The 14,834-nt window shown below is 70.2% G+C and carries 8 protein-coding genes and 2 pseudogenes; 1 reads left to right on the top strand and 9 read right to left on the bottom strand.

What is annotated here, in order from left to right; genetic code table 11:
* Positions 1-12: 12 nt before the first annotated feature.
* The 5 genes from GA0074694_RS08755 to acs all read right to left on the bottom strand — a co-directional run bounded on the left by GA0074694_RS08755 (position 13) and on the right by acs (position 10,300).
* Entirely contained in the window at positions 13-945 is a 933-nt protein-coding gene (locus GA0074694_RS08755; protein WP_091455198.1) for an alpha/beta fold hydrolase, read from the bottom strand.
* Between the two features lie 122 nt (positions 946-1,067).
* Positions 1,068-3,458, bottom strand: a complete 2,391-nt coding sequence (locus GA0074694_RS08760; protein WP_091455201.1) for an immune inhibitor A domain-containing protein — start codon at positions 3,456-3,458, stop codon at positions 1,068-1,070.
* 250 nt (positions 3,459-3,708) lie between these two features.
* Positions 3,709-4,791 carry an immune inhibitor A domain-containing protein gene (locus GA0074694_RS08765; RefSeq protein WP_091455205.1) on the bottom strand — a complete coding sequence of 361 codons (1,083 nt, stop codon included), beginning with the start codon at positions 4,789-4,791 and terminating at the stop codon, positions 3,709-3,711.
* A gap of 408 nt (positions 4,792-5,199) precedes the next feature.
* Positions 5,200-7,992, bottom strand: coding sequence for an immune inhibitor A domain-containing protein (locus tag GA0074694_RS08770; RefSeq protein WP_091455209.1), 2,793 nt, complete (start codon positions 7,990-7,992; stop codon positions 5,200-5,202).
* Between the two features lie 343 nt (positions 7,993-8,335).
* Positions 8,336-10,300 (bottom strand): acetate--CoA ligase, encoded by a 1,965-nt coding sequence (gene acs / locus GA0074694_RS08775; protein WP_091455212.1) that lies wholly within the window; start codon positions 10,298-10,300, stop codon positions 8,336-8,338.
* Between the two features lie 275 nt (positions 10,301-10,575).
* On the opposite strand from acs, the gene GA0074694_RS08780 reads away from it, so the two are divergent.
* Positions 10,576-11,322 (top strand): Fic family protein, encoded by a 747-nt coding sequence (locus GA0074694_RS08780; RefSeq protein WP_091455216.1) that lies wholly within the window; start codon positions 10,576-10,578, stop codon positions 11,320-11,322.
* A 68-nt stretch (positions 11,323-11,390) separates the two neighbouring features.
* On the opposite strand, the gene GA0074694_RS08785 is transcribed toward GA0074694_RS08780, so the two are convergent.
* From GA0074694_RS08785 to GA0074694_RS08800, 4 genes and pseudogenes are all read right to left on the bottom strand, one after another.
* A complete protein-coding gene (locus tag GA0074694_RS08785; protein ID WP_091455220.1) occupies positions 11,391-12,194 on the bottom strand; it encodes an HAD family hydrolase in 804 nt (267 codons plus the stop codon).
* A 61-nt stretch (positions 12,195-12,255) separates the two neighbouring features.
* Positions 12,256-13,422, bottom strand: a complete 1,167-nt coding sequence (locus GA0074694_RS08790) for a tyrosine-type recombinase/integrase (protein WP_342670929.1) — start codon at positions 13,420-13,422, stop codon at positions 12,256-12,258.
* Positions 13,401-14,261 (bottom strand): annotated as a pseudogene (locus GA0074694_RS33890) (replication initiator); the annotation flags it as partial. The pseudogene GA0074694_RS33890 and the gene GA0074694_RS08790, both read right to left, overlap by 22 nt.
* Positions 14,258-14,761, bottom strand: a pseudogene (locus GA0074694_RS08800) (DUF2637 domain-containing protein); the annotation flags it as partial. The pseudogenes GA0074694_RS08800 and GA0074694_RS33890, both read right to left, overlap by 4 nt.
* Positions 14,762-14,834 lie beyond the last annotated feature (73 nt).

Below are 14,834 nucleotides of genomic sequence, written 5' to 3' on the forward strand. Positions count from 1 at the left end.
TATCCGGCCCGGTCAGGACTTCGCCCAGCGGAGGATCTCGCCGAGCACCACGTCCGGTGCCTCCAGGTGCGGGAAGTGCCCGACGCCGTCGAGCAGCCGCCACTCGTACGGGGCCAGCACGTAGCGGCCGGAACCCTGGGCGGTGCGCGGCAGCGAGGCGACGTCCTCCGCGCCGTGCAGTTGCAGGGTCGGGGTGACCAACGGCTTCTGCATCAGCTTGACGAAGCGGTACCCGTGTAGCCGCAGCACCGAGCGGAACGCCCACCGGTACGCCTCCAGGGCGCAGAAGGCGGCCTGCGGGATCCGCATCGCCTCCCGGCAACGGGCCGCGTACGGGGCGAAGGAGGGGCTGTCCACCCAGCGCCGGCCGCCCCACCGGCGCAGCATCTCCTCGACCCGGACCGCGTCGTCCCGGGTGAGCAGGTGCTCGTAGCGGGGGAGCTGGAACTTGAGCGTCGGGGTGGCGGCGCTGAACTGCCCCCGGGGGTCGGCGAAGATGCCCGCCCGCAGCCGCAGCGGGTGCGGTGCGCCGAGCACCACCAGCCGCCGGACCAGTCGTGGGTGGAACGAGGCGGCGGTCCAGCCGAGCAGCCCGCCGGCCCCGGTGCCGACCACGGTGGCGGAGCGCTCGCCGAGGGCCCGGATCAGGCCGGCGACGTCGGCAGCGAGGGTGTAGCCGTCGTACCCCCGGGGTGGCTTGTCGGTCGCGCCGTAGCCGCGCAGGTCCACCGCGACGGCCCGGAAGCCGGCGTCCGCGACGGTGGGCAGCATCTCGTGCCACGCCCACCAGAACTCGGGGAACCCGTGCAGGAAGAGGACCATCGGGCCGGTGCCGGCCTCGACCACGTGGAACCGGCTGCCGTTCGCCCCGACGAACCGGTGCGTCCACGGCCCGTCGGTCAGGACGCAGGACTCGTCGATCGGCCCGTCATGCTGGTCGGTCATGTCGGTAAGCCTAGGGCCCGCAGGCATCATGCCTGCTCGGGCGGGTCGGGCGGATCGGCTGAGGGGAAAACGGGACGGCGCCCGGGGCGGGTGCCCCGGGCGCCGTCGATGACCTTCTCGGATCAGGAGAAGCGGACCTTGATGGAGGTTCCGTCCTGCTCCAGCACCTTGATCTTGGTGCCGGTCGCCGGGAGCTTGACGCCGTGGTTCGGCAGCTCCGGGTACCAGTACTGCAAGGTGTCGTCGAACAGCGGCTGCGCCGCCTGGCCGCGGATGTACTGCGGCTGGCTGTTGTGGTGCAGCGTGAACGAGTCCGCCTTCTTCAGGCTGAACGGCGCGTCGTAGACCTGGACGCGGGCCCGCCAGGGCTGCCCGGTCAGGTTGTAGATCGGCCGCGGGTGCGCGTCGATGATCATGTTGCGACCCTCACCCGGGTGCTCGAACGTGTCGTTGTCCGGCCACCGCAGGTTCCAGTACGAGATCAGCAGACCCTCCTGGTACGCGTAGTGGTCCACGTAGTCCGGGCGGGTGTTCGCGTAGCCGAAGTAGTACGGGCCGGTCTTCAGGTACTTGTCGTACTGGACGTACGAGCGGTGACCGGCGATGTAGTAGTTGTCGAACGCCCGGGTGTAGGTCGCCTCGACGGCCGACCAGCCGGCGACGGTCCAGCCGGCGGTGCCGTTCTCGGCGCCGTCGGAGAAGACGGTCGCACCGTCGGCGGTCACGGTGATGGCGTCACCGTAGAAGCCGCCCGAGGAGACACCGCCGTCGGTCTGGTACCGGAGCCGGAACTGCACCGTCTTGTCGGCGGCGAAGTCCATCGGGATGGCGATGTCGACCCACTGACCGTCGCTGGAGCCGTCCAGCGCGGGGCGGCCCGGGGCGACCTCGGGAAGCGGCTGCCCGTTCACCGTGCCCGGCAGGGCGGCCCAGGTCTGCCCACCGTCCACCGAGGCCTCGAAGAACAGGTAGTCGTACCCGGCCTCGATGTTGTAGCGGCCCTTCATCGACAGCGACGCCGACGACTTCCCGGTCAGGTCGATCGTCCGGGTCATCGTGTTGTTCAGGTCGTCGTCGTTGCCGGAGAAGAACTGCTTGGTGCCCTCGAACGGCTTGCCGTTGTCGAAGGTGTAGTCCCGCTGCGGGAGGACCACCACGGCGGCCTGCGGCTTGTCGGAGTTGTACTCCTGTGGGCCGAGGGTCATGGTGCGCTTCTGCCCGGCCACGACCACCTCGTAGTCGAGCCAGCCGAGCTGGAGCTTGTTCCACGCGCCGAGGTCACCGCCGCGCTCGCCGATGCCCTCGTCACCCTTGGCGCCGAGCCGGCTCTGGGCCATCAGGGTCCAGTGCTCGTTGTTGTTGTCGCCGCCGTTGTAGAGGTTGTAGTCGTCCGGCAGGCCCAGGTCGTGAGCGTACTCGTGGTAGAAGACGCTCCGGCCGCCGTTCTCCGGCTGGATGGTGTAGTCGCCGACCCAGATGCCGGTGTTGCCGATCTGGGTACCGCCGGCCGGGAAGTTCGGCGGGCCGGTGACACCCTGGTCGCTGGCGTAGGCGTACCAGCGGTGGCTCCAGATCGCGTCCTCACCCTGGTACGGGTCGCCGTCGGCCTGGTCGCCACCGGCGTGCACGATCTGGAAGTGGTCGATGTAGCCGTCCGACTCGTTGAAGTTCCCGTCGCCGTCGTGGTCGTACCGGTCCCACTTGTCGAAGGACTTCATGTCGGCGGCGATCTGCGCGTCGGTGCGGCCGGCGGCCTTCTGGTCGGCGACCCACTGGTTCGCGGCGTCGCGGACCAGCGCCCAGACGTTGCTACAGGTGGTGTCGTCGCACGGGTAGCCGTTGGACCGGCCGTACCGGGCCTCGTTGTACTTCACCTTCACCCAGTCGGTGACGGTGCCGTCGACGGTGTACCGACCCGAGGACTGGGCCTCGTAGTACTGCTTGAGCGACTCGTCGCCCTCGCCGGTACCGAAGTAGAGCTTGCGGAAGTAGTCCGAGCTGTAGTCCGCCTGCCAGACGGTGGAGTTGTCCACCGCGCGGTTCGGCTGGGGGATCTCGTTGCGCAGCGGACCGTCGAAGCGGGCCGGTCCCGGGGTGTCCGGGTCGGTGTCCTGGTCCGGGTAACTGGGGTGCCGGTCGTTGCCGAACTCGGCGAGGATCACGAAGATCCGGTCGGTCTGCTCGCGGGCCAGTTCGACGTACTGGTCCCGGGTCTGGCTGGCGCCGGTTGCGGACCGGGCGGACGGGCCGCTGGTGGCCTGGGTCTTGCCGACCTTGACGACGGTGCTGCCGTTGATCCGCTCGGCCTTGACCCGGCCGGAGAGGACCTCGCTGAGACCCTCCTGGCGCAGCGCGCGCCGCTTGTTCTCCAGCGGGTTGGGCAGGTCGTGCTCGGCATGGGCGGACTCGGCGGCCGACGGGGCCGCTCCCGGCGTGCCGGCCGGGGGCGCGGCGCTGGCGGTCGTGCCAACCGTCAAGCCGGTGGCCGTCAGCGTCAACCCGAGCAGACCCACTGCGACTTTGCGCACGTGGTACCTCCGGTGTAAGGGAAACCGACCCGATCGGGGTTCGGGGCCGGTGGAAGAGATCCCACGAGTGGGACCACTGTGAACATAGACACTGCTGGGACCGCGGGGAAGACACTGACGTCGATTTGTTGCACAGCCCGGTCCTGGATGTAAATGAGTGTCACATTCACCGTGCTCCGCCGGTACGGCACGGGGCCGGTGGCGTGATCGCCACCGGCCCCGTGGGGAACCATCGTCAGTTGCCGATCCGCACGACCATGTCGTCGGTCGGGTTGGTGCCCTGCTCGATGATCTCGATGCGGGTGCCGGTGCCGGCCACCTTCACCGAGTTCTGCGGGTTGTTGGCGTTCCAGTAGCGGTTCGCCCCGCTGTCGCTGAACACCGGGTTCGGCTCCAGCTCCGGCACGGTGACCGGCACCCCGTTGAGGTGGAAGGTCTGCGCCGGCTTGGCGAACCTGCTGAACGTGGCGTCGTAGCCGCCACGCCGGTTGGTGATGGTGCCCTGCCCCGGGACCTTGATGGCACTCGGGCGGACGTCCACCGGCAGGTTCAGGCCGTAGCCCGGGTGCTCCGAGGTGTTGTTGTCGCCGTACGCGGTGTTCACGTACCAGACGAGCATGCCCGGCTGGACCGAGAACCGCTCCACGAAGTTCGGCCGGGTGTTGTTGAACCCGAAGTTGTAGCCACCGGTGCGGAGGTTGTCGTCGTACCCGACGTAGGTGCGGTTCTCCGCGATGTAGTAGCGCGGGTACGAGTCGGTCACCGAACCGGTGCTGCGGGTCCAGCCCCGGGCGGTCCACTCCGCCGCCAGCGTCTCGGCGTCGTCGGTCCAGGCGGTGGCACCGCCGGAGACCAGCGAGACGTTGTCCAGGAACGCGCCGGCGAGGTGCACGCCGCCGTCGGTCTGGTAGCGGTAGCGGAACTGCACGGTCTGGCCGGCGTACGCGGACAGGTCGTAGGTCAGGTCGACCCACGCGCCGTTGCTCGAACCGTCGACGCCGGTCTCGCCCGCGTCGATCCCCGCGTTGCCCAGCGCCATCCAGGAGGAGCCACCGTTGGTGGAGACCTCGGCGTAGAGGTAGTCGTAGTCCTCTTCGATGTCGTACCACGCCTTGGCCGTGATCGACGCGGACGTCGTCCCGGTCAGGTCCAGCGTGCGGGTCAGCGTGGTGTTGAGGTCGTCCGCGCTGCCGCCCCACCACTCGTACGAGCCCGCGTAGGGGGTGTTGTACGAGGTGGTCTGGGTCTGCGGGGGCAGGTTGACCACGACCGCCTGGGCCTTCGGCCCGTCGCTGTCACCGGCCGGACCGAGGGTCACCTGGGTGGTGGTGCCCTTGCCGTCTCCTCAGAGGTTCTCCCCCTTTGTGGACCTGTTACATGGCAGGGCAGCCTGTGGGGGGCACTGTCACGTGATGCGGCACTCACCCTTGCAGACGGGATGGTGCTTGTCATCCGCCAAACGTCGATGGATGGGTGTTCTACTGCTGCATCAATCAGGGCAAAAGCGCTCGAAATGAGAGGCGTGCCAGAAAATCTGTAACGTTACGTTTTGGCCACGATCACTTAAGGTGATCGCGATTATGTGGTTCCCCTAGGGGAGCGTCGAGGCGAGCGAAAACGTCACATGCCGGAACGGGCGCGGCCCGCCCGGAGCAGACTGCTCCGAGCGGGCCGCTGGCGGGACGGCCGACAGCCACCCACCGGGTTGCCCCTCACGGGGCGGGCGTCACCTCGTGGCCGGGGTGACGTACACCGAGGCGTACGTGTTGTCCCGCGCGGTGCGCTTGATGGTGATCGAGACGCCGTAGCTCACGCCCTGGTCGCCGGGGTTGCCCGTGCCCAGGATGGTGAAGCCGAGGTCCTGTCCGTACAGTCCGGTCGCCGGGGTGCCGTCCGGGTTGACCACCCGGGTCGTGTACGGCGTGCCGTCCCGGGACGGCACGACCACCGAGGCGTCGTTGTCCCGGGCGAACAGTTGCGAACCGTTGCGCACCTCGATGCCCGGGTACCAGCCCTTGGCGTCGGTGAAGCCCCGCACCGCCGGCTGCGACGGGAAGCTGGTGCAGTACTCGCTGTACGGCTCCCCGGTCGCCTCCAGGCACTCGGTGAACGGGGACGTCGGGCGCAGCCCGAACGCCGCGTTCGAGGACTGGGGACGGCTCGGCAGGTTGTCCAGCGTCGACGGGTCCTTCACGGCTGCCTCGCCGGTGCGGCGCAGCGGGTCGAAGTGCGAGTCGACGATGAGCAGCCCGCCCTTGGCGCCGTAGCTGGGCAGCGCGGTCATCTGCGCGGTCACGTGGTTGATGTCTCCCAGGGTGGTGTCCCGGTACCAGACCAGCATGCCCGGCGCGTTGTACGCGATCCGGTCGACCTTCCAGGCCTCGTTGGAGTACACCGTGTCGTAGGTGTACTTCAGGCCCTTGTCGAAGCCGTCGAGGTTGCGCCACTCGGCCAGGTAGTAGTGCGCCTGCACCCGGGTGCCGGTGTCGATCCGCCAGCCGCCGCCGGTGGTGTCGGTGAACGAGCCACCCGTCTGGGTCCAGCCGTTCGCGCCACCCTCGACGTCGTCGCTCCAGGTGGTGGCCCCGCCGCCGGTGACCGAGAAGTCGTCGGCGAACCAGCCACGATCGGCGAACGCGGCGTCGGTGGCGTAGCGCAGCCGCACCTGCACGGTGCTGCCCGCGTACGCGGACAGGTCGACGTAGTCGTGCCGCCAGCCGTGCGAGTCACCGTGCAGGCCGTACTTCTTGCCGCCGTAGTCGGCCATCCGGCCGTTCGGGTCGGCGTAGCCGTCGTTGGTGCTGACCAGGTTGCCGGCCTCGTCGTAGACCTTCAGCTCGGTCCAGGTGGAGCCACCGTTGGTGGACACCTCGACGAAGCCGTAGTCCCAGTCCTCCTCGATGGTGTAGTTGTTCCACATCCAGAACTTCGCGTCCGCGGCGGCCGGTACGGCCACCTCGCGGCTGAGCTTGACGTCCGCCCAGTCCTGGTCGCCGCCGCTGTGCCACATGTTCGCCCCGCTGTGCGGGGTGGCCAGGGTGATCACCTTGTCCGGCAGGTTGACCTTCAGGCCGTCCTTGGCGCCGCGCGGGGTGCGGGAGGTCTGCCCGAGCAGCACCGTCCGGGGGTCCGCGCCGACCGGGATCTCCAGCGGGTCGGCCCAGCCGAGCACCCACTTGTCCCAGATGCCCATGTGGGTGGGGAGCGCCTGGAACACCTCGCCGGCGTGCGAGCCCGAGCTCATCAGGTCCCAGAAGTCGACGTCCGAGTCGGCGTTGCCGGAGGTGTCGTAGAGATCCGGCAGGCCCAGGTCGTGGCCGTACTCGTGGGCGAAGACGCCGACCCCGGCGTCCTCCGGCTGCACGATGTAGTTCGAGACCTGGAGGTTGGTGCCGGGGATGCGGTAGCCGCCGGCCACCGCCGAGGAGTGCGCCCAGATGGCGTACGTGCCCTGCGCGCCGCCGCCCCGGGACTTGCCCTGGCCGGCGTGCACCAGCACCAGGTGGTCGATCACGCCGTCCGGCTCGTTGACGTTGCCGTCACCGTCCCGGTCGCCCTGGTCCTCGATGTCGTAGTCGGCCCAGGGGAAGCTCGGGTCCATCTGCGCCAGCGCGTCCACCGCGTCGGTGGCGAGCCGGCCCGCGCCGAGCGGGTTGTCCGGGTGCCCGTTGTGCGACTGCTCGCGACCGGCCACCCAGTTGCCGTTCTCGTCCTGGAAGCAGCGGGACGCGGCGTACCAGCCCTCCGAGTGCGGCAGCTTGATCCACGGGCTGGCCTGCCCGTCGACCGTGTACGCCCCCTTCGACATCTCCAGGTACATGTTGCGCATGCTGCGGCCGGAGATGTCGATGCCCGGCTTGCCGTCCGGCCCGGTCAGGTCGGTGCGGACCCGCTGGGTGATGCCCTCCGTGCTGTAGAGCATCTTGTTGTAGTGCTCGGGCGAGAAGTTCGGCACCCAGAACGAGTTGTTGTCCTCGTTGGCGTACGAGGCCGGGTTCGGGATGTTGTTGTGCAACGGGCCGTTCTGGACTGTTCCGGGAACGCAGCTCCGGTCACCGAAGACCGTCTTCGGCACCATTGTGCCGGTGAAGTCGTCGTTCGCCTTGTCGTTGAACTCCACCAGCAGGGTCAGCAGCTTGGCGGTCTGTGTCTGCGGAGCCTTCTTGAACTGCCGTGGGCTCTTGCCGGTACGGATCGCCCGAGCCTCGTTGCGCGCCAGCTCACGGGCGGCCAACGGGTTGCCCCGGGCGTACTTGCGGTCGTACGCGCGGGCCGAGTCGACCGCCGGCGCGTGGATGCCGCCGGCACCCTTGACCTCCCGACCCTCGCTGTCCGGCTGGACCGCGGGTTCGGCGTAGTTGATGTAGAACTCGTCCGTGCCGATCTTGGCGCGGATTCCCTCGGCCTGCTCGGCCGAGGCGTTGCCCGGCACGACCAGTGCCGAGGCGGCGAGCGCGATCGCGGGCAGCGCGACGAGCAGACGTCGCCGCGACCCGCGTTGCGGACCAGTTTGGTGCATGCCACTCCAATTCTGGGCATGGGGAGAGAACGCCGGAATCGTCGACGTCGTGCAACGACCGACGTCAACGGGTCCGACGGCGTGAACGTAATTCAGAAATCGACCGGGGGACAGGTCCCCGGGCGCTCTCCACCCGATCAGCCCGCCGGGGCTCACCCGACCGTCCGAACCCGACGGTCCACCTGGCTCGGCGCCGGTGCTTTGGTGGTTGCAGGGGTCCCCTGCTACCGCCTTCCGTGTAGCAGGGGACCCCTGCAACCACCCGGAGGGCGTACTCCGGCGAAAAAGACGGTGGGTGACGGCCCGTGCGGACCATCACCCACCGGAAGGGGTACGCGCAGCGTCAGTCCTCGTCGGACTTCCCGCCACCCATGCCCGAGGAGATCAACTCCATCACCGAGGAGTCCTGGAGCGTGGTCACGTCACCGAGGGACCGGTGCTCCGCCACGTCCCGCAGCAGCCGACGCATGATCTTGCCCGAGCGGGTCTTCGGCAGCTCCGCCACCAGCATGATCTGCCGGGGCTTGGCGATCGGGCCGAGCGTACGGGCCACGTGGTTGCGCAGGTCCGCGATGAGCTGCTCGCCCGCCTCGCCGGAGGTGTCCACGGTGCCGCGCGGGATGGCGAACGCGACGATGGCCTGCCCGGTCGTCGGGTCGGTCGCGCCGACCACCGCCGCCTCCGCCACCGACGGATGCGACACCAGCGCCGACTCGACCTCGGTGGTGGAGATGTTGTGCCCGGAGACCAGCATGACGTCGTCCACCCGGCCGAGCAGCCAGATGTGCCCGTCGTCGTCGCGCTTCGCGCCGTCCCCGGCGAAGTACATGCCCTCGAACCGCGACCAGTACGTCTCGATGAACCGGTTGTCGTCGCCCCAGATGGTCCGCAGCATCGACGGCCACGGCTCGCGCAGCACCAGGTAACCGCCGCCGCCGTTCGGCACCGACTGGCCCTGGTCGTCCACCACGTCCGCGCTGATCCCCGGCAGCGGGGTCATCGCGCTGCCCGGCTTGGCCTCGGTCACCCCCGGCAGCGGTGAGATCATCATCGCCCCGGTCTCGGTCTGCCACCAGGTGTCGACGATGGGCCGCTCACCCCGGCCGACGTGCTGGCGGTACCAGATCCACGCCTCGGGGTTGATCGGCTCGCCCACGCTGCCGAGCAGCCGCAGCGACGACAGGTCGTGCTGCGCCGGGATGCCCTCGCCCCACTTCATCATGGTGCGGATCAGCGTCGGCGCGGTGTAGAGGATGGTCACCCCGTACCGGTCGACGATCTCCCAGAAGCGGCCCTTGTGCGGCGTGTCCGGGGTGCCCTCGTACATCACCTGGGTGGCGCCGTTGGCCAGCGGGCCGTACACGATGTAGGAGTGGCCGGTCACCCAGCCGATGTCGGCGGTGCACCAGTAGACGTCGGTCTCCGGCTTCAGGTCGAACACCGCGTGCGTGGTGTACGCCGTCTGGGTCAGGTAGCCGCCGGTGGTGTGCAGGATGCCTTTCGGGCGGGCGGTGGTGCCGGAGGTGTAGAGGATGAACAGCGGGTGCTCGGCGTCGAACGGCTGGGCGGTGTGCGCGGTCGAGGCAGTCTCCACCGTCTCGTGCCACCAGCGGTCCTTCTCCGACCAGGCGACCTCCTCGCCGGTCCGGCGGACCACCAGCACGTGCTCCACCGACGGGCAGTTCGCCAGCGCCTCGTCCACGGTCGGCTTCAGCGCCGACGGCTTGCCCCGGCGGAAACCACCGTCGGCGGTGATCACCACCTTGGCGCTGGCGTCCTGGATCCGGTTGGTCAGCGCGTCGGCGGAGAAACCTCCGAAGACCACGCTGTGCGTCGCCCCGATCCGGGCGCAGGCCAGCATCGCGACCGCCGCCTCCGGCACCATCGGCAGGTAGATCGCCACCCGGTCACCGGCCACCACGCCCAGGTCGGTCAGGGCGTTCGCCGTCTGACAGGTCAGCCTGTGCAGTTCGGCGTAGGTGATGGTGCGGGTGTCGCCCGGCTCGCCCTCCCAGTGGATGGCGACCCGGTCACCCAGCCCCGCCTCGACGTGCCGGTCCAGGCAGTTGTACGCCACGTTCAACTGGCCGCCGACGAACCACTTCGCGAACGGCGGGTTGGACCAGTCGAGCACCTGGTCCCACTCCTTCGTCCAGGTCAGCCGACGGGCCTGTCGCTCCCAGAAACCGAGCCGGTCGGCCGCGGCCTCGGCGTACGCGTCGGCCTTGACGTTGGCGTTCGCGGCGAGCGCGGCCGGCGGCGGGAACTGCCGCGTCTCGTTCAGCAAATTGGCCAAGGCCTCGCTCATGGGCGTGACTCCTCGTCGCTCGGATGACCTGCGTCTCGTTGCAGAGAGGTTAACTTCGCCGGCCAGCCCCCGCGACTGCCATCGTCACCGACGCGCCCAGCGGCCCATCCGACGCGCCGATCGGCGTGGCCGGCGGGCTGGGGTGGTTGCAGGGGTCCCCTGCTACCGCTTTCTGTCGAGGAAGGGCCCCCTGCAACCACCCCAGCGCCGCGCGACGCACCGCAACCCGACCCGTTGCCGGTCGGCCCGTCCGAGCCGGTCGCTAGCGTGGGCGGGTGACCTCCGACCCGCTCGCCCCGCTCCTCACGCTCGCCGACGTCGGACCCGCCGTCGAGCGCGCCCGCGACCACGTCGACCAGGCGATGCGGCACCGCGCGCTGCGCCGGCACGGCGGGCAGGTCGCCGCCGAGGTGAGCCTGCGGTCCGCGGTGGCCAGCGCCGCCCTCGAGGGGTACGCCCACGAGCGCGAGGCGGTCCGGGCCGGCACGGTCACCGACCCGGTGCTCCAGGGGGCGCTGCGGGTGGCCGGGGCGCTGCCAGGACTGACCGAACGCTGGTCGAGGGCGCCCAGGCAGGTGCTGGCGAGGCTGCACGTGCTCGCCGCCCGGGACGTGGTGGCCGAGGAGGAACTGGGGCGGCCGGTCGCCGACCCGGTGGTCGGGGCCCGGCTGGACGGCCTGGCCGGGTTGGTCGCCGGGGGCACGAAGGCCCCGCCGCTGCTGCTCGCCGCCGTGGTGCACGGAGAGCTGCTGGCGCTCCGGCCGTTCGCCGGCCCGTCGGGTGTGGTGGCCCGCGCCGCTGCCCGACTGGTGCTCATGTCGACCGGCCTGGACCCACGTGGCCTGGTGGCGGTGGACGTCGGGCACCGCGAGCGGGAGCCCGAGTACGTCGGCTCGGCCGGAGCCTTCGCCACCGGCACCCCGGACGGGCTACGGTCCTGGCTGCGCCACTACACGACCGCCATCGAGGTCGCCGCCGACCAGCTCACCCTCGTCGGCGACGAGATCCTCGCCGCTTCCTGAACCGCCGTGCCGCCGCCGGCCGGGCCTGAGAAGGTGCGGGTCGCGGGTGTGCGGGGGCGCGTGACCGGTCAGGCGACCGGGGCGATGCGGGTGCGGCGGTGCCGGCCGTACCAGGCGATGCCGATGGCGACCCCCACGCCGACGCCGAGCGCGGCGGCGGCCACCGGAACCCCCGGGCGCTCCCGCAGGCGGCGGCCCAGCGGGATCGGGTGCCGGAACTCCAGCACCGGCCAGGAGTTCTCGGTGGCCAGCCTGCGCAGCTGTCGGTCGGGGTTCACCACCGTGGGATGCCCGACGCACTCCAACAGGGGCCGGTCACTGTACGAGTCGGAGTACGCGTACGACTCGGCCAGGTCGTAGCCCCGCTTCGTGGCCAGCTCGCCGACCGCGTCGACCTTGCTCGGACCGGCGGCGTAGAACTCGACCTCGCCGCTGTACCGGCCGTCCTGTACCGCCATGCGGGTGGCGATCACGTCGGTGACGCCGAGCAGTTCCCCGATCGGACGGACCATCTCCTCGCCGGAGGCGGAGACCAGGACGACGTCCCGGCCGGCGGCCTGGTGCTCCTCGATGAGGGCGGCTGCCTCGGCGTACACGTAAGGATTGATCAGCTCGTGGAGTGTCTCCGCGACGATCTGCCGGACCTGTTCCACCTGCCAGCCCTTGCAGAGGGTCGCCAGGTAGTCCCGGGTGCGGGCCATGGTCTGCTCGTCGGTGCCGCCGAGCCGGAACATGAGCTGGGCGTACGCGGACTTGACCACGTCCCGACGGGTGATCAGGCCGTCCCGGTAGAACGGCCGACCGAACGCCAGGGCACTTGACTTGGCGATGACGGTCTTGTCCAGATCGAAGAAAGCGGCACCTCGGCCCACGGCGCGAAAGTCTAGCCCGATGGTCTAGGGTCGGCGGGTGCCCGGGGGTGGCGAAGCTCACTCACCTGCGAACATGCTTCGAAGCCCCTCGATCGGAGTGATCACGGCCACACCCCGTAGGCATAATTTCGCAGGGAGTGGAGGTTGCGCCACTCGACGTGAGCAGGTCTGCTACGGCATGCTTGTACTTGCGACGACTTTTCGCATGTGTACAACAACACGGACCCTCGGCGGTTGCACCCCCCGTAACCGCTGAGCGAGTTCGGCTCAATCCCCCCCGGAGCCGAACTCCCCGACGACCCCCGTCTCCCCCCGACGGGGGTCGTCCCTTTTTCCGCTCCGGTTCACGTTCCTGGTCAGCGCCACCTTCTGCCCCCGATCCACGCTCCTGAGACGGCGTGAGAGGCCGGAAAGTCAGCAGATCGTCAGCGAAGGTCTGCCGGACCCGGTCGGCGTAGCCGTCGGGCGTGTGGGTGTACCGGTCGAGGGTCGTCGACGCCTGCTCGTGCCCCATCACCCGCTGGACGATGTTGATCGGTACCCCGTCGGTAACGAGCCACGTCGCGTACGAGTGCCGCAGGTCGTGGAAGCGCAGCCCGCCATACGCCGCCGCCGCTACCTGGGCCACGGCCGCCGCCTCGCTGGGAAACTCCGCCTGGTGCTCGGCGCCGGCCCGGTCGGGCCACTGCGCCACCCACCGGCCCGGCCCGATCTCGGCCACCCGACCGAGCAGCCCCGCCCGCACCAGGGACGGCAACCACACCCGCCGCCGGAAGTTCGACCGGCGTTGTGGCCCGCCGTCCCGATCGGCGAAGATCAACGCCCGCCCGTCCGGGTCGGTCGCCCCGCGCCGCTGGCGCAACGCGTCCGCCAGGAACCCCGGCAGCGGCACCGTCCGCAGTCCCGCCCGGCTCTTCGGGTACGTCCGAAGCATGATCCCGGAGTGTGTCTCGATCGCCACCTGGACGACCCGCAGGACCCCCTGATCCAGGTCGACGGCGGACCAGGCCAGGCCGGCGCACTCACCCCAGCGCAGTCCCGCCCCGGCGGCGGCGCAGACGATCGCCCGGTGCTCTGCCGGAACAGCGGGAAGCAGCCGACCGAGGAAGGTCTCCCGACTGATCGTGCTCGGCCGCGCCTCACCTGTGGGGCGAGTCGGCGTTGCAGCTCGACCGCTCCGGCGTACTGGACGTTCCAGCCGGCGGCCCGGCGGACGTTCTGCCACCACCGGTCGAGGACACGCGCGAAGTGGATCGCGTCGAGAGCGGCGCGACGGTAGTCGTAGCTGGTCGGATCGACCGGGGTGCCGAGGAGGTCATCGTGTGGCCCATGCCGCTGCCCGCACTCGCACGGCGCGACGTAGGCGCCCCGCCGGATGTGGGAGTGCACCGGCCCGTGCGAGCCGAGCGTCAGCGTGACCAGCATCGACGGCCGGTGGGTCTTGCCGGACCGCCCGGAGTAGGCCCGGCCGACGGTGCGCGGGTCGACGGGCAGCCGGGGCAGGTCGGGTGAGTCCTGCCGCCGTCGGGTCGACCGCTTCCGGCGTGGCCGCTCGTCGCGATCCTTCGGCGTCAGGTGACCACGGAGGCTGGTTTCGGCGAGTGCCTCGTCCAGTTCGGCTATCGCGGCGTCGACGTCGGCGATCTGCGCGGCCCGCTGGTCGGGGTGCATCGGCTGGTAGTTCAACGCCTCACGTTCGAACTCCAGATGCGCCCGCACGCGGACCAGGGCGAGCGCGTCCTCACCGGGCCGGTCGGGTTGTACGGCGGGTTCGTCGGCGAGGTGCCAGCCTTCCCGGATCTGCTGGATACGCAGCCGCCGTCCCCGCTCGGCGCAGGGCTTGCACTTCACCGCGAGGGTCGCCCCGCACGGGACCTCCACCACCTCGGTCAGACCGGTGACGGTGTCGATGCGCCGCAGGGCGAGCGGGCGGACACAGACGCCATGCTGTTCGGCGAGCTGCTTGAGGGCTTCCTTGGCGAGGGGTTGGCGCATCCGGGCCGCCCGCGACCCTGGCCGAGGCTCCTCGGTGGCCGGGGTCGACGGGATCAGTTCGAGTTGACTCATCGGCCGCCCTCCGAGGCGAACGACGACCCGTTACGCGGGACGAACGCCGCCGCCGACACCGGCACCAGACCCGCACGCCGGACCGGCATCACCGGCTGGATCGGTTCGACGGTCACCGCTTGGCCGTCGCCGTCCGGCTGGTCGACCGTCACGGCCTGGTCGCCACGCTCCCACTGATCAACGGTCGCCGTCCCGTCGGTGTCGGTGTGCGCCTGGTCGTCAACGACCTCGGGAGGTACAGCGGCCCAACCGCCGTCGTCGGCCGGCTTGTCTGCCCGGGGTGCGGCGACGGGGGTCGGGGTGCTGGAGAAGACGAGTTTGGTCAGGCCGAGGAACGCCAGCGCGGGCACGGCCGAGAGCAGCCACCCGGACAGGCCCGGTTTCGCCACCGCCAGTTGCGCTGCCAAGGAGAGCGCGACAGCAGCGACAAGGAGGAACATGGGGTAGCCGATCGGTCCGCCGGTGCGGCGTCGACGCCGGATGGTCAACAGCGCCGCTAGGCCGTGTGTCATAAGTGCCCGTGGTCCTGGCTGTGAGGTAGATCGGCTGGGCGTGTCGGTGATCGATACGCGG

Source organism: Micromonospora inyonensis (assembly GCF_900091415.1).
GTDB classification, from domain to species: domain Bacteria; phylum Actinomycetota; class Actinomycetes; order Mycobacteriales; family Micromonosporaceae; genus Micromonospora; species Micromonospora inyonensis.